The organism is Emticicia sp. GW821-FHT11C11, from assembly GCF_058808615.1.
On sequence record NZ_JBXARV010000004.1, the window covers coordinates 225,922 to 240,828 of the forward strand.

15 protein-coding genes and 2 tRNA genes are annotated in these 14,907 nt (G+C 39.3%); 10 read left to right on the forward strand and 7 right to left on the reverse strand.

All coding sequences use genetic code 11. The features are described 5' to 3' along the window. Positions 1-241 precede the first annotated feature (241 nt). The 3 genes from AC1RRY_RS20735 (at position 242) to AC1RRY_RS20745 (ending at position 2,341) form a co-directional block, all read left to right on the forward strand. Positions 242-637, forward strand: a complete 396-nt coding sequence (locus AC1RRY_RS20735) for a hypothetical protein (protein WP_492823469.1) — start codon at positions 242-244, stop codon at positions 635-637. Positions 638-777: 140 nt separating this feature from the next. After that, positions 778-1,317: a helix-turn-helix domain-containing protein gene (locus tag AC1RRY_RS20740; RefSeq protein ID WP_492823467.1), complete on the forward strand. Its 540-nt coding sequence runs from the start codon at positions 778-780 to the stop codon at positions 1,315-1,317. Positions 1,318-1,402: 85 nt separating this feature from the next. Further along, positions 1,403-2,341 carry a hypothetical protein gene (locus tag AC1RRY_RS20745; protein ID WP_492823465.1) on the forward strand — a complete coding sequence of 313 codons (939 nt, stop codon included), beginning with the start codon at positions 1,403-1,405 and terminating at the stop codon, positions 2,339-2,341. 130 nt (positions 2,342-2,471) lie between these two features. On the opposite strand, the gene AC1RRY_RS20750 is transcribed toward AC1RRY_RS20745, so the two are convergent. From AC1RRY_RS20750 to AC1RRY_RS20765, 4 genes are all read right to left on the reverse strand, one after another. After that, positions 2,472-2,903: a DUF1801 domain-containing protein gene (locus AC1RRY_RS20750; RefSeq protein ID WP_492823463.1), complete on the reverse strand. Its 432-nt coding sequence runs from the start codon at positions 2,901-2,903 to the stop codon at positions 2,472-2,474. Between the two features lie 222 nt (positions 2,904-3,125). Beyond that, a complete protein-coding gene (locus tag AC1RRY_RS20755) occupies positions 3,126-3,308 on the reverse strand; it encodes a hypothetical protein (RefSeq protein ID WP_492823461.1) in 183 nt (60 codons plus the stop codon). Between the two features lie 95 nt (positions 3,309-3,403). Beyond that, positions 3,404-3,476: transfer RNA gene (locus AC1RRY_RS20760), tRNA-Lys, on the reverse strand. A 41-nt stretch (positions 3,477-3,517) separates the two neighbouring features. Continuing rightward, positions 3,518-3,590, reverse strand: a tRNA-Lys gene (locus AC1RRY_RS20765). A gap of 284 nt (positions 3,591-3,874) precedes the next feature. Between AC1RRY_RS20765 and AC1RRY_RS20770 the strand changes: the two genes are divergently transcribed. After that, complete coding sequence (locus AC1RRY_RS20770) at positions 3,875-4,468, forward strand: SH3 domain-containing protein (RefSeq protein ID WP_492892941.1); 594 nt, start codon at positions 3,875-3,877, stop codon at positions 4,466-4,468. A 183-nt stretch (positions 4,469-4,651) separates the two neighbouring features. After that, positions 4,652-6,058, forward strand: a complete 1,407-nt coding sequence (gene rlmD, locus AC1RRY_RS20775; protein ID WP_492823457.1) for a 23S rRNA (uracil(1939)-C(5))-methyltransferase RlmD — start codon at positions 4,652-4,654, stop codon at positions 6,056-6,058. A 41-nt stretch (positions 6,059-6,099) separates the two neighbouring features. Here rlmD and AC1RRY_RS20780 read toward each other — a convergent pair whose 3' ends face one another. Next, positions 6,100-7,251 (reverse strand): carboxypeptidase-like regulatory domain-containing protein, encoded by a 1,152-nt coding sequence (locus AC1RRY_RS20780; protein WP_492823455.1) that lies wholly within the window; start codon positions 7,249-7,251, stop codon positions 6,100-6,102. 151 nt (positions 7,252-7,402) lie between these two features. Further along, entirely contained in the window at positions 7,403-9,013 is a 1,611-nt protein-coding gene (gene dnaB / locus AC1RRY_RS20785) for a replicative DNA helicase (RefSeq protein WP_492823453.1), read from the reverse strand. A gap of 252 nt (positions 9,014-9,265) precedes the next feature. Here dnaB and AC1RRY_RS20790 point away from each other — a divergent pair, with 252 nt between their 5' ends. The 3 genes from AC1RRY_RS20790 (at position 9,266) to AC1RRY_RS20800 (ending at position 12,359) form a co-directional block, all read left to right on the forward strand. Continuing rightward, the gene (locus AC1RRY_RS20790) at positions 9,266-10,213 is read left to right on the forward strand and encodes a PhoH family protein (protein WP_492823451.1); all 948 of its coding nucleotides are present in this window, start codon (positions 9,266-9,268) and stop codon (positions 10,211-10,213) included. Positions 10,214-10,269: 56 nt separating this feature from the next. Then, the gene (locus AC1RRY_RS20795) at positions 10,270-11,565 is read left to right on the forward strand and encodes a M43 family zinc metalloprotease (RefSeq protein WP_492823449.1); all 1,296 of its coding nucleotides are present in this window, start codon (positions 10,270-10,272) and stop codon (positions 11,563-11,565) included. 317 nt (positions 11,566-11,882) lie between these two features. Beyond that, positions 11,883-12,359, forward strand: coding sequence for a deoxycytidylate deaminase (locus AC1RRY_RS20800; RefSeq protein ID WP_492823448.1), 477 nt, complete (start codon positions 11,883-11,885; stop codon positions 12,357-12,359). Here AC1RRY_RS20800 and AC1RRY_RS20805 read toward each other — a convergent pair. Next, entirely contained in the window at positions 12,353-12,865 is a 513-nt protein-coding gene (locus AC1RRY_RS20805; RefSeq protein ID WP_492823447.1) for an FKBP-type peptidyl-prolyl cis-trans isomerase, read from the reverse strand. The genes AC1RRY_RS20800 and AC1RRY_RS20805 overlap by 7 nt on opposite strands. 115 nt (positions 12,866-12,980) lie before the next feature. On the opposite strand from AC1RRY_RS20805, the gene AC1RRY_RS20810 reads away from it, so the two are divergent. Continuing rightward, on the forward strand, positions 12,981-13,604 hold the full coding sequence (locus AC1RRY_RS20810; RefSeq protein ID WP_492823446.1) for an acyl carrier protein phosphodiesterase: 624 nt from the start codon (positions 12,981-12,983) through the stop codon (positions 13,602-13,604). A gap of 4 nt (positions 13,605-13,608) precedes the next feature. Next, positions 13,609-14,616 carry a DNA polymerase III subunit delta gene (gene holA, locus AC1RRY_RS20815; protein WP_492823444.1) on the forward strand — a complete coding sequence of 336 codons (1,008 nt, stop codon included), beginning with the start codon at positions 13,609-13,611 and terminating at the stop codon, positions 14,614-14,616. The last annotated feature ends 291 nt before the right edge of the window (positions 14,617-14,907 follow it).

The window sequence follows — 14,907 nt, forward strand, 5'->3', positions numbered from 1 at the left end:
GTCTGAACCTTTTTTCAATGGCTTAAAATTACGAATTATCATGTATAAATGGAAGAATAGTATGTAAGGATGTTTGAGTGAAGCGTGTCAACTCTAAAAGCTATCGGATATGTGATTTTAATGATTGTTGTGATAAGCAAGATACCGTTAAATAATTTGTTTTAAATTTAACAGAGGCTTATGCCAGATGCTGTTATTTTGCGGTACTTTTATGACTATTCACATTTCTTATTCTGCTATCATGAAAACGAAACTACTCGCACTATTGACTATTAGCCTGATTTCTCCTTGCTGTGAAGATAAGCGAAACTATAGGCCTGATTTTGAATACGCACGTATTACCATTTTAGGCAAAGAAGACTGCCGCTTAAATGATGCAGAAAATGCCTGGATAATTAATGTATGGCCTTATGGAGGAAAAAGCTTCGGAATACCTGTTAACAGTAAAGGTAAAGTGTATAATAACGTAGTAAAAGTGTATAATTATAATTTTCAGAGAGAGTATGAAGACTCAACACAGAAGTATGCCGCCGATTTTTATTCGGAAACTGTTATAGGAAAACCATGTGAGGTAGCCAATCCGGTTATTTTTAATGTACCGACGATTCGGATAAAAGCTGTCGTTCGCACGCAATAATTCTAATTAATGAAAACCATCCTCCGTCTATATAAAATAACACTCAAACACTGTTTTAATTCTGTAAATTTGCTATGCGTAAAAGAAACTTTTGAACACATCGTATATTTAGCAAATAGAAATAATCATTAATTAAACGAATGGAAAACAGGGTTAGAATTTTAAGGGAGGCAAAAAATATGACCCAAACTGAGCTTGCCGAAAAATCAGGACTTTCTTTAAGGACTATTCAGAGAATCGAATCCGGAACTATTTTAAAGGGCTTTACCTTAAAAACCCTTGCCAAAGCCCTGGAGACTACGCCTGAAAATCTGACACTTGATGAACCGCAAATTGATATTGCCAGAGCTAAACTAATCAATAAGTCTGCCTTGTATGGTCTTGTGCTTCCTTACGGAAATGTCATATTTCCTTTAATTTTAACCAACAAAACGAAGGATTCAATAAATAAAGAGCTTGGGCAAAATATAGTAAGCATACAAATTCTGCTATCAGTTATCCTCTCGATTTCAATGATTATTAGTCCGTTTCTCCAAAAGGCACTAGCTGTAAAATTTCCCCTGTTTTTAATTCCCCTTATTACGCTCATTTGCGTTAAGCTATTTATTATTATCAAAAATGGCATTAGCCTGAACCAGAAAAGAGAACTGTATATAAAGCTTAGAATCAACTTCTTATAGAGATGTCGTTTAAATGACGTAAAACTGTCATATCCTTTTTTGCATGAAATCGACTTAAAAGACTGAAGATTGCGAAAAAAACACAATGAAGACATTTAAGAAGATCGCCCTGATTATTGTAGTGGTAATCAGTTTAAGCCTGGTGGGTGGCCACTATTACTTTGAGAAGAAATTTACTCCTCCTGAAAACTACCTGAGTGTTTCCCGGTTTGCACTCAATGTTCCGATCAAATGGAATGTGACCGACGAAAATCCCTATTCGGCCCTGTATTTACCGGTTTATCTGAAAGGAATCGACCAACCTTTCTACATGCAGCTCGATTTCGGTTCTCCCATCACTATATTTTACACAAAGTCATTGGCATCTATCCATAAAAGATATCCCAATCAGATTAAACCTGATACAGTACAAAACCGGATTGCGCTTGATTTCAGCATCGGAGACATGACAATAGCATCTAAAACTTTTTCACTATTAAAGTATGGAGAAAGTATAGATTCTGATAGCCCCAATGCTATCAATATCATCGGCACAATCGGAACAGACCTTTTAGAAAAAAGAATAACCATTCTGGACTTTAAGAATAATGCCTGTTCTTTCATACAGGATATTGAGGAGAACGGATTTGAAGATTTTGAATTCAAAAAACGTAGAATAATGATACCGGCAACTATTGAAAATGAAAAGCTGAAATTACTCTACGATTCAGGAAGCAGCAACTATGAATTGATTACCAATAAAGAAGAATGGGAAAAATACAAAACCCCGGGGACAAGAATTAAAACCGATAAAGGCAATTCCTGGGGGAATCTGTTAACCGTTATTTCTGCTCCTGCCAATCACAGAATAAAAATCGGCAACACGGCACTTCAATTGTCAGAAGTCACATACATTGAGGGAACCTCAGCAATGCAGAATTTTTTGATGAAAAGCTCAGGTATGCAGGGAATGATAGGAAACAAACTGTTTTTGAATCATAAACTGATTCTTGACTGCAAAAACGAGAAGTTTAAATTAGAGTAGCACCGGGTCGAATTGAGAGAAAACAACAAACGCCATTGTTTTTCAATGGCGTTTGTTGTTTTGGTAAGTTACTTCTGCTTCTTAGAATACGCAGCAGAAAAATCTAATTATTTCATTGTAAGTCAATGGCTCATTCTTTATGTTGAGCCTTGCCTCCATATCTTATTGCTGCTTCAAGCACATCAATATTTATATCATTCAACGTTTTGAATTTAATGCAATATCCGGTTACACTGGCTTTACCAAGTTTTTCACCATACGTTTGGGCCAGGTATTTCTTATCTTTAATACCAAGTAGATAGACAGAGATTCCGGTTTTGTTTGCACTCAAACCAATTTGAAAAAAATCTCTGGTCTTGCCATCAGCATATTGTATGGTTTGAAATCCATAGCCTATAGTTGGATTCGCAACAGTTTTATTTTCGCTGTTTTTACCATTATCGAACCATAATTTACAATCCGGTAAAACTTGAAGTGTACGTTGGTGCAATTCTTGTATTTCACCGCGTTTTGGCTCAGGTTGGCTGGTAATATACTCTTCGATTTGGTCTTCTACGTTCATAATAATTGCAGGTTGCTAACTATGGTATTTCATATTCAGTTCACCCACCCGTCAATATCTTCTTTCTTCCTAAATAAATGCCTTGCAGGCATCAATGAAGTATGTTCTGGTAAATAATGATACAAGCGCGAGGATTCTACAAACTTAACGGAATATCTTTACTTAAACGATAGAATGTCACCAATTTTAATTACCAAATAAACATGTCCTGGTTGGTCACTCTTATTTGTTCTTGGCGTTCTTTATCAGCACATACACTGAAAATATGAACACAATTATATAAACAATTGCCAAGCCGGGTCTCTCGAATTTTAAGTTTTCAAAGTCAAATTGCTTGTACAAGGTCACACCTAAAATGATTGCCACAATACCTAAAGTAAACGTTGGTACTTTTTTCTTTTCCATATTTCTGCTGTTTTATTATCAGATTAGTAATTAATGAAAAAACCCTTTAAACAATCAGTTTAAAGGGTTTTCGTTTTGTCTTTAGCTAGACTTTGTGATCCCGCTGGGACTCGAACCCAGGACCCATACATTAAAAGTGTATTGCTCTACCAGCTGAGCTACGGAATCTTGAACTGGTTTATCTACTCTAAAAAGGTTTGTAACGTTTGTGATCCCGCTGGGACTCGAACCCAGGACCCATACATTAAAAGTGTATTGCTCTACCAGCTGAGCTACGGAATCTTGTTTTGGTTAATCAGAAATCACAGATGAAGAAATTGAAAGAAGAACTGAAAAATTCATTACTTTTGCTTTCTTTAACAGCTTTGGAGTTACCCCCTTTTCCTGAATCGCGGTGCAAAATTACATTTTTTGATATTATGATGCAAACATACTTTTTGAAATTTCTGAAAAAACTTTTCCTCATATCTCTATTATTACTGCAATTCACTGATAGTCAAGCGCAAAGAAAATTATATATAACTGCTGATTCTTTATTTAAACAAAAGAAATTTGACGACGCAGCGGTGCTATACGAAAAAATCGTAAAAGATTCTCCTAATTTCAATCCAAACGTTTATCTGAAACTGGCCAATATTCATGAGAACAAAGGCGACTTCGTAATGGAGCTTTACTACCTCAATCTTTACTCGTTCAGATTTGCCGATGAACGCGTTTTTGAGAAGATATACACCATTGCAACTGAAAATGGTTACAAGGGCTATGAAAAAAACGATCTCAATTATTTCCTCTATTATTTCAGGCAGTATTCAATCTATGTCTGGATGGGCTTTCTCTTAATAGGTATATACGTATTCGTTGTTTTTATTTTTAAACGATTCAGCGACCAGTACAGCCCTGTTTCACACAAAATTATATTTCTGCTTTATCTCATCTTCTTATCTGTTTTAATAAACCTGCCTAATAACTACAGAACCGTAATTATTAAAAACGAACACGTCTATTTAAGAGACTACCCTTCGGCCGGTTCGCACATTATAGGAAGCATCAGTGAAGGGCACAGGTTGAATGTAATCAATTCGGAGGATATCTGGTATCAGGTGCTATGGGATGGCAAGTTCTGCTATCTCAAACAAAGCGATATTCTGCTCATCCATTAAGCCAATACTTACCTTGCGCAACAACCTGATTGGTATAAGCAGGGTTGTGTCTTCATTCTATTTAAAATCACAAAAGATTGGCTGAAAAAGGCCGGGCGACAGACCCTCGGAAAAGGTTTGATTTTGAAGTTTATACTAAGTTGAATAATTTTGCGGAAAAATAAACTGAATTGACCCAAACAGATGGCCAAAAACAAAACATTCGTTATTGATAGTATTGAGGTTGAAAATTTTGCAGCAGAAGGTAAATGTTTTGCAAGGCACAACGGACAAATAATCTTTATTGAAGGCAGCAACGTATCGCCGGGCGATAAAGTAAAGCTGTGGGTTAATAACCGTAAAAAGAACTACGCCGAGGCCAACGTATTAGAAATACTAGAACCCTCTCCCTTACGAATAGCTCCTTTCTGCCAGCACTTTGGTGTGTGTGGCGGTTGCAAATGGCAGCATGTGCCTTATGAAAAACAACTGGATTTGAAATGGCAGCAGGTAAACGACCAGCTAAGCAGAATCGGCAGGCTTGAACTGCCCGGCATCAATCCTATTTTAGGTTCGGCCAATACTACTTTTTATCGTAATAAACTGGAATACACTTTCTCCAACAGCAGATGGTTTACACGCGAAGAAGCCAGTTTGGGTGAAGACACAGACAGAAATGCACTGGGTTTTCACGTACCCAAGCGCTTTGAAAAAGTATTGCCGATTGAAAAATGTTACCTACAGAAAGACCCATCAAACCAGATCAGACTTGCACTTCGTGATTTTGCCAATCAGAAAGGCTACACCTATTATGATCACATAGCGCATCAGGGTTTTCTGCGCAATGTCATGATCAGAACCACTTCTATTGGCGACCTGATGGTAATGGTTCAGTTTGCGCAAAACAACGAAACAGAGATAGAGGCGGTGCTAAGCCATCTGAAAGAAAAGTTTCCGGAAATCACGTCTTTGAATTACGTGGTAAATGAAAAGCGAAACGATACCTTCCATGACCTCGATGTACATACCTTTGCAGGGAAGCCTTTCATAGAAGAAAAAATGGAAGAACTGATTTTCAGAATCGGGGCGAAATCATTTTATCAGACCAATTCTGAACAGGCTTATGAACTATATAAACTGACACGCGAATACGCCGGTTTAACCGGTAAAGAGCTCGTGTATGACCTTTACACGGGTACCGGCACCATTGCCAATTTTGTGGCCGGAAATGCAAATAAGGTAATTGGGATAGAATACGTAGAAGCAGCGGTGGAAGACGCAAAAGTTAACTCTCAGGTGAATAACATCCATAATACAGAGTTTTATGCAGGAGATATGCGGAAGTTTCTGACACAGGAATTTATTGCCGCAAAAGGTAAACCTGATGTAATCATAACTGACCCGCCACGGGCTGGAATGGACGAGCCAGTTACCCGCACCATATTAGAGGTGGCTCCGCAGAGAATTGTCTATGTAAGCTGTAATCCGGCCACGCAGGCTCGTGATTTATCGATTCTGAGCGAGAAATACGAAATTAAACAAGTGCAACCGGTGGATATGTTTCCGCATACGCACCATGTAGAGAACATAACCAGACTGGAATTGAAGTAAGGAGCTTAGCCGGAATATATTATTTTTTGTAGTAAACCTTATCAGTTCTTTTTGCCGATTGAATACCAGTTCCCTGTGGTTCTGTTTCCTAACTCTTCTGTTTTTATTGATGCATCAATACTATAGTCGTCAGGCAGCATGTTAGAGAAACCCTTAAGGCCCCAGTAATCTTTCAGCACAATATCATTTGGTCTGTTCAACCAGCCGTTTTCATTAAATCTTGCATAGCCTTTCGGTAAAACCACTTCAGAATATTCAAATGGATAATCAGCAGGGAACGGTTTTACCTGAAGGTTCTTTTTAACAACCACTAAAGGAGATTCTGACTGAATCATAAAGCTCTCAGCGTCTTTATCATAAGCGCATATCTGAGAAGCCTCGCAGGGTATCAGGGCGCCATCTTTTACTTCGTCGCTTATGGTGGCCTGTTCGTAAGGCTTATTTTTAGGCACAGCTACTTTATAAACCGCAAAATCATTCTCGGCCAGTTTATTCAATGACAACGCCATTAAAAAATTACGGAACGAATTGCTGAAAATGTCTCTTTGGTTTTTATCCCAATTGTTTTTCTCTGACAAGCTTGCCGCATCAAGTGTTTCAAAAAACTTCAGTCCTGAATAATAGGTCGTTGTGCCGTCAGACTCAAACTTATCCATATGAAACCATATCCTGAAACCCAGGGCATTGTTTCTGATAAGAATGGGCTCTTGTGCGGTGGCAACTACTTTTTTATCCTGATTATATGCTAGCCTGATAACTTCCGGATTCAGAATTTGGCAATCGGCAGCAAATTTTGAATTGCCCAATAGTGCATTTTCGAATATCCTCCATTTTGTTTCCGGGTCTTCGTCATGTGTAGCCACTACATCCTTAGATATGTTTACAGGCTCCATCCGAAACTTGAAAATCTGTATTTCATTCGAGGCATTTATCTTTCTTTTAATGATCTTATGACCCGCAAAAGAAATAATAAGTTCTGCCTGTGCAAATTTGTTGGGAATATTCAACTGGAAGCTGCCTTTTTCGCTGGTGGTGGTACCTACAGAAGTATTATTAATAAAAACACTGGCAAACGGAACAGACATGTGTTTGTCGTCCAGCACAATGCCGCTGATGGTCCAGTAGTTTTTTTGAGAGAATCCTGATAAAGAAATCAGAAAAACAATTGCCAATATGTACTTATTTGCTCGCATAAATAGTCGTCTTGCCTGCTATAACAAGACAATATTACGAAAAATTGTACTTTGGGCAATGTAAAATATAAATATCTTACGCAGAAGTGCTATTTATTGGTAAAAAAACCATTAAAAGAGATTGTAAGGAGATGAAATAAAGGAAGAATCATCAGAACGGGAACTCCTCGTCTTCAGGGTTTCGTGGCTTATTAGCCTTGCTTCCGAAAGTCATAGAGCCACCGCTGACATTGTTTCCTCCACCCTGCTCAAAAGTATCCAGGTTATTGGTTGTCGGGAATGACTTAGGTGCATTAAAATCCGTGAAACTGTCGTTCACAGGCGTATAGAATCCATCCAGATCCGAGAACTTGGTGTACTTGCCGATAAAACGAAGCCTTACGGTATCAACAGTACCGCTACGGTTTTTAGCAATGATTACCTCACCCACCCCTGCTGTCGGGTTTCCGTTCTCATCCTGCGTAATTTTATAGTATTCCGGTCGATACAGGAACATTACCATGTCGGCATCCTGCTCGATAGACCCAGATTCACGTAAGTCAGACAATTGAGGGCGTTTATCACCGCCACGGGTTTCAACGGCGCGGCTCAACTGAGATAGCGCAATAACCGGCACATCAATTTCTTTGGCAAGGTTTTTTAATGAACGCGATATCGTAGCAATTTCCTGTTCACGGTTACCACTTTTATTTCCGCCTGTATCTCCGGTCATTAACTGTAGGTAGTCAATGATAATCAACCCTATATTAAATTGGGCTTTCAGACGTCTACACTTCGCTCTCAATTCAAGAACTGACAAGGCCGGTGTATCATCAATATAAATAGGTGCTTTAGATAAGCGGTCTATTCTATGGTGCAATTGTTGCCACTCATGGCTTTCCAGTGTGCCTTTTCTTAGTTTTTCACTGTCAATTTCTGCCTCGGCCGAAATCATCCGGAGCATCAATTGGGTTGATGACATCTCCAATGAAAATATAGCTACCGGAACGTTCCATTCTACAGCGGCATTTCTCATGGCCGATACTACAAAGGCAGTTTTACCCATGGCAGGGCGGGCAGCAATAATAATCAACTCTGTTTTCTGCCAGCCGCTGGTAATACGATCCAATTCGGTAAAGCCACTGGCTACACCGGTAAGACCGTCTTTATTATTTTTCTTTTTTTCAAGCTCATCAATCGTTGCCCGCATAATCGAGCTTGCATCGGCATAGCTTTTGCGGATATTCCGTTCTGAAATCTCAAAAAACGTCTGTTCGGTTTTATCCAGCAGGTTAAATACATCGGTGGTGTCTTCAAAAGCATCACGCAATATATCTCCTGCCACGCGAATCATATCTCGCTTTATAGCTGCCTGCGAAATAATACGCGCATGCCATTCTATATTTGCTGCAGAATTAACTTTGCTGGTTAAGCGGGCCAGATATTGGGCACCTCCTACAAATTCAAGTTCACCCAGGCTTCTGAGCTGAGAAGTAACTGTCAGCAAATCAATAGGTTCTGACCTGCCGAACAATATTAAAATAGAATTATAGATTCGCTGATGCGATTCCTTATAGAAACTGGCTGATTGTAAAATATCAACCACTGTTGTCAGGGCGTCTTTTTCAATCATTAAAGCCCCCAAAACCGCTTCTTCCAATTCAGTTGCCTGAGGAGGAAGTTTACCCGATTCGTTGCGCACCAACTCAAAAGAAGGATTTTTTCCGAATCCTCTGAGCGTCTGGTTTCTTCCGGGTGTAGTATTTGGGTTTACTGGTTCCATAATATTAACACAATGTTAAGGAAAATATATTTGAGAAAAAACGTGAGTCTAAAGCCCATTAATAGGTAAACAATTGATAATCAATAATTAACTTAGAAACGCGAATTTTTTTGTGGAAAAAACATTAGATATTGTGAATAATTTTTGATTTTTGGTAAATCATTTCGGGTACATCATAAAACTAAGTTTTAAAATCCTGCGTTTTATTAGAGAATCTATTATATTAAACCAAAAATCAAACACAAAAGTATTTTGACAGAAAAAGTATTCACATTAGACGAAATATCTTTGATAGATTTTCTCGGAGTAGAAAATGGCAATATCAAAATAGTAGCGGCGGCGTTCCCACAAAGTAAGATTATTTCAAGAGGGAATCAGATAGTAGTAAAAGGAAGTAATACTGAAATCAACAAAATCTCCGACATTCTCGAATCATTGCTTGAGCACTACCATAAATATGGTAGACTGAGTGGCGAGCAAGTTAAAAACTACATACAGCAAGATATTGAATCGGCCAATCATGAAACAGCAGACGACGACGTAATTGTTTACGGCACGAAAGGAATTGTAGTGCGGGCAAAAACTGCCAATCAGAAAAAAATGATTGAGGCCGCCAAAAACTACGATATTGTATTTGCTACAGGCCCTGCCGGTACGGGTAAAACTTACACCGCTGTTGCGCTGGCAGTAAAAGCCCTGAAAGATAAGGAAGTTAAAAAGATTATCATTACAAGGCCGGCAGTGGAAGCCGGCGAGAATCTTGGCTTTTTACCCGGCGATCTGAAAGAAAAAATTGACCCTTATCTTCGCCCGATATACGATGCGCTTGAAGACATGATTCAGGCTGAAAAACTTAAATTCTACATTGAAAACAATACTATTGAGATTGCTCCGCTGGCATATATGAGGGGTAGAACTCTGAATAATGCATTTATTTTGCTCGACGAGGCGCAGAACACCACTCCTATGCAGATAAAAATGTTTCTGACACGTATGGGGCCGCTTTCAAAAACCATCATAACCGGTGACAGAACCCAGATCGACTTACCCAAAAATCAGAAGTCGGGCTTAGCAGATGCGCTTGATATTCTGAAAAACATAACCGGTATCGGATTTGTAGAACTAGACGGCCGCGATGTGGTAAGACACCGATTGGTTAGAGACATATTAAATGCTTATGAAAAAGCCGAGAGCAAATAATATTATTCTGATGGTTGCGTTGCAACCATAGGCTATTTATCTCTCGTCATAAAAGCATGAAAAAAACTTTATATTTTACAGCACTATTTATTCTGTCAGGCTGGCAGGCATGGGCACAAAGAACACAGTTTTGTGCCCATGCTATTAGTGATTCCATCCGTTCTGCCAACAATCCGGCAAGGGTCATTCAAAAAGCAAGATTTGAGCAGGCTGTTGCCAATTATCTGCGCCCCGAAAACAAACAAGGCCGTGTAGGTGGAGTATCAGACGATGAGGTAATCCGGATTCCGGTGGTGATACACGTCGTACACAATCAGCAGAATGGTACCATTAGTGGCAGCAATATCCCTGACGAACAGATTTTCTCGCAGATAAAAGTGCTGAACGAAGACTATAGGCGTAAGGATGGTACAATGGGCTATAACAACAACCCGATTGGTGCCGATGTGAAAATTGAGTTCTTTCTTGCCTCAAAAGACCCCGACGGCAACCCCACTTCGGGTATTACCCGTCACTACAGCTCTACTGCCAGTTTCAGCTTGTTAAGTGATGCCGACCGCACAAGACTATCCGGCTTATCTTATTGGGATAGCAACAAATACCTTAATATATGGGTTACTGCTTTTCGTACTCCCTATATCGGCTATGCCGAATTCCCCTATGCCGAAACCGTTGATGGTCTCAGCGACGAAATCAGCGAAAATCTGGATGGTGTGTTTATTGATTACAGAGTTTTTGGCAAAAAATCAGGTACTAATAAAAATGGTCTGTATAGTTTTGGCAGAACCACTACGCACGAAGTGGGTCATTGGCTGGGACTTATACACACCTGGGGTGACGAACGCTGTGGTACAGATTATGTAACAGATACCCCACCGACAGAAGATTCAAATAATTCAGCCTTTTGTACTGATATTTATTCAAATTGTAATGGCACCAGCACCAGAAATCTGATTGAAGATTATATGGACTACTCGCCCGACTCCTGCATGAATATCTTCACTCAAGGTCAAAAGCAAAGAATGCGTGCCGTATTGGAATTGAGCCAGAGACGCAAAAGAGTAATGAATTACGCCAAATATGAATTGCCTCCTTCTTCTATGCTTGAAGTTAGCCTGATCCCTAACCCTACAACCAAAGATAAGATTCAGGTGCAGGTGCTATTGCCTGACTTTCAGGATTTTACTATTTCATTGGTCGATATAAGAGGCCGGAATATTTATTCAGAAACTTTCCGTGATTATCCGAGTACAGTCATTACACTTAAAACTTTTGATCTGCTACCCGGTAATTATTTCATGCGGGTGGTGTCTAAACAGGAACAGACCACGAAACGGCTGGTAGTGATGTAGAATAATAGTTTCCCGAAGAAAACATCTCAAAGATAAATTTACAGTATACAGCTATCTTCAGTATTTTAAGCAAAACGTTGAAAGTATTCAGTGCAACAGCCTGACACTTTCAACGTTTTTTTGTGTTGACATTCAGTACTGCTCTTATTATCACGCTTTCAATGAGTGCTTGCCGAAGTGCCTGTTATATATATTATTAAGAGATAGATCGGTTGAAAATATTCTGTAAAAACTGCGCGAATTATAAATGGGTTTTCATATTTAAAACTTAGTTTTGCTGTTCTTTCGAACCAAAGAAACCTAAGCAAAAATCCGTGATGGAGATAGTAAAAAGAAGCAAGCCTGATTTTGATGAGATTTTTATGAACCTGGCCAAAGACCTGGCACAACGCTCGCATTGTGTAAAGGCGCAGGTAGGGGCAGTATTGGCAAAAGATACCCGGATTATTTCGATTGGTTATAACGGCCCACCTTCGGGCACACATAATTGTGACGAAGAATACCCCGAGCAGGGTTGTCCGAGAGATTCTAAGGGCAGTTGCTCGCTGGCGCTTCATGCCGAGCAGAATGCCATTCTGTATGCATCAAAAAACGGAGCAAACCTGGAGGGGAGCACACTTTACGTAACGCTTTCGCCCTGCATAGCCTGTGCCAGGGTTATTTTCACGATGAAAATAAAAAAGGTAATTTATCTGGATTCTTACGCTAAGTACAAAGGCATACCTTCAGATGAAGGAGTAGATTTCCTGCGTAAATTTGGCATTGAAGTAATAGAATTTGGGTGTACTCAATGATGTACACCCCCATGACCATGCACATGTCCATGATCTAATTCATCTGCATTGGCATTTCTGATAGCCAGAATCTTTCCTTTAAAATGTAAAGTTTCTCCAGCCAAAGGATGGTTGAAATCAAGCATCACAAACTCAGGATGTACCTCCACTACCCTACCGTTCATACGGTGCCCTTCCTCATTCGAAAACGGAATAAAGTTGCCAACCTCAAGCATGCCTTCCGGAACTTCACCATCATTAATTTTGAAATTCTCAATCGGAAAATCAATCAATGCTTCTGCATCTACTTCTCCGTAACCTTCTTCGGCACTAACCGAAAACTCAAAGGTATCTCCTACGCTAAGGTCAATCAGGTTTCTCTCAAATGCTTCTGGCAGGCCGCTTAATCCATGAATAAAAACAATGGGGTCGTTCTCGTCCGATACCTCAATAATTTCTCTTTCGTCATTTTCACCTACATATAATTCATACGCAGCCGTGACTACTTTCTGGGGTTCTACTTTCATACTTTCTGAATTTGTATAATACTGCTGAAATTTTAAAATGTACTCAAAAATGGATGCTTTATTAGCACTTAATTTTATAACTTTGCCACAAACGTACAAATTCTACCCCTGATTTATGAATTTTTTGGCACATTTATTTCTTTCAGGTGACAGTGATGAAATTTTGGTTGGGAATCTGCTGGAAGACTATGTTGTCGGTAGAATCGAGCATCCGAGAAACAGTCATTTCTCTGCAAATATTAAAGACGGAATACTGTTACACCGCTTAATTGACAGCTTTACAGATACGCATGTAATTATTGGTGCCTGTAAATCGGTGCTGTATGAAAGATACCATAAGTACGCATCGGTAGTTGTCGATATATTCTTTGATCATTATCTGGCCAGGCATTGGAACCTGTATTCTGATGAGCCGTTTGATGTATTCAGAAAAAGAGCACATCAGGCATTTCTTGATTATTGGGAAGTATTACCCGATAAAATGAAACCCATGATTGAATCGATGATTCAGTATGACTGGCTGAGAAACTACACTGAATTCTGGGGAATAGAAAGAGCACTGACAGGTGTAGCCAAAAGGGCGGCCTTTGTGTCGAACATGGAGCTGGCCGTTCAGGATCTGCAGCTGCATTACGATTTCTTTGACGAAAACTTTAAAGTGTTTTTCCCGCAACTGGTTGAACAGTGCACTACCTTCTTATCGGCACACAACTACACCCATAACTATATATTAAAGTAAGGCCATGTCAGAGATACTGAAATCAATAAAAAAAGACGCAATCAAACCTTTGTATTTTCTTCATGGCGAAGAACCCTTCCATATTGAGCAGGTGCTTGACAAGATTCAGAATCTGGCCGTACCTGAACATGAAAAGGGTTTTAATGAATTTGTATTGTTTGGTAAAGATCTGAACATGGGTGCGTTGCTGAACTACGCCCGCCGGTTTCCTATGATGGCCGAGCGGCAGCTCATCATTGTAAAAGATGCCCAACAGATTCAGGGAATTGACCAGAAGGAAAATCAGAAACTGATTGAGGATTACGCCCTGCAGCCTTTGGGTTCTACCATTCTGGTATTGGCATTCAGTAATGCACAGGACGAACGCAAGGCATGGGTGAAAGCATTCGGTAAAAATGGAGTATTGTATAACTCGAAAAAATTCTACGACAATCAATTACCCGATTTTCTGTCCGGCTACTGCCATTCAAAAAATGTAAAGATAAGCATGAAAGCCATACAGCTTCTGATTGAGCACATTGGCAACGATTTGAAAAGACTAACCGGCGAGATTGAAAAAGTAATAGTGAATTTAAAACCGGATGAAGGTGTCGACGCCGATACCATTCAGAAGTTTGTCGGAATCAGCAAAGAGTACAATGTATTTGAATTGCAGAAGGCGCTTATTCAAAGAGATGTGTTGAAAGCGAATCAGATAATTATTTACTTCGCCAATAATCCACGGGATAATCCCATTCAACCCATTATTATCATTCTGTATAATTTTTTCAGCAAAGTATTGTTGGTTCATGCGTCGAACGAAAGAACTGATGCCGCCGTGGCAGCCTTGTTAAAGGTAAACAGCTTCTTTGCCAAAGACTACCTCAATGCTGCCCGAAACTATTCTTTGCCGAAATTATCATCGGTTATCCATTCACTCAAAGTGGCTGACTTGAAATCAAAGGGTGTTGAAACCGGCGAAGAAACAGAAGGAGATATTTTGAAGAGGCTGATTTTTGAAATATTACATTAATACAAAAACATTCGCCTTTTAACTGCTAATTTTTCTTTTCACGAATAAAAAATGAATTCCTATGGATGTCTGCCTTTGTGCAAGCAATTATTTTGATACCATTTCTGAGTAATTTCTGCTACTTATATTTTATGACCAGACACCATTTTCCATTTTCAAATCAAGCCTCTGATAGTGTCATGAAGCCGGAAAAATCTAATCCTCCGGTGCTAAAAGAAATGTTAAATGGCAATAAAATAAACCGGATTTTAACAAAAATAAATTTCCGGAGAAACTGATTAGACTATAAAA

What these genes read in the sequence shown, in the direction of transcription:
- AC1RRY_RS20735 (WP_492823469.1), top strand. Translation starts at nt 242, where the DNA reads ATGAAAACGAAACTACTCGCACTATTGACTATTAGCCTGATTTCTCCT.
- AC1RRY_RS20740 (WP_492823467.1), top strand. Translation starts at nt 778, where the DNA reads ATGGAAAACAGGGTTAGAATTTTAAGGGAGGCAAAAAATATGACCCAA.
- AC1RRY_RS20745 (WP_492823465.1), top strand. Translation starts at nt 1,403, where the DNA reads ATGAAGACATTTAAGAAGATCGCCCTGATTATTGTAGTGGTAATCAGT.
- AC1RRY_RS20750 (WP_492823463.1), bottom strand. Translation starts at nt 2,903, where the DNA reads ATGAACGTAGAAGACCAAATCGAAGAGTATATTACCAGCCAACCTGAG.
- AC1RRY_RS20755 (WP_492823461.1), bottom strand. Translation starts at nt 3,308, where the DNA reads ATGGAAAAGAAAAAAGTACCAACGTTTACTTTAGGTATTGTGGCAATC.
- rlmD (WP_492823457.1), top strand. Translation starts at nt 4,652, where the DNA reads ATGGCCAAAAACAAAACATTCGTTATTGATAGTATTGAGGTTGAAAAT.
- AC1RRY_RS20780 (WP_492823455.1), bottom strand. Translation starts at nt 7,251, where the DNA reads ATGCGAGCAAATAAGTACATATTGGCAATTGTTTTTCTGATTTCTTTA.
- dnaB (WP_492823453.1), bottom strand. Translation starts at nt 9,013, where the DNA reads ATGGAACCAGTAAACCCAAATACTACACCCGGAAGAAACCAGACGCTC.
- AC1RRY_RS20795 (WP_492823449.1), top strand. Translation starts at nt 10,270, where the DNA reads ATGAAAAAAACTTTATATTTTACAGCACTATTTATTCTGTCAGGCTGG.
- AC1RRY_RS20800 (WP_492823448.1), top strand. Translation starts at nt 11,883, where the DNA reads ATGGAGATAGTAAAAAGAAGCAAGCCTGATTTTGATGAGATTTTTATG.
- AC1RRY_RS20805 (WP_492823447.1), bottom strand. Translation starts at nt 12,865, where the DNA reads ATGAAAGTAGAACCCCAGAAAGTAGTCACGGCTGCGTATGAATTATAT.
- AC1RRY_RS20810 (WP_492823446.1), top strand. Translation starts at nt 12,981, where the DNA reads ATGAATTTTTTGGCACATTTATTTCTTTCAGGTGACAGTGATGAAATT.
- holA (WP_492823444.1), top strand. Translation starts at nt 13,609, where the DNA reads ATGTCAGAGATACTGAAATCAATAAAAAAAGACGCAATCAAACCTTTG.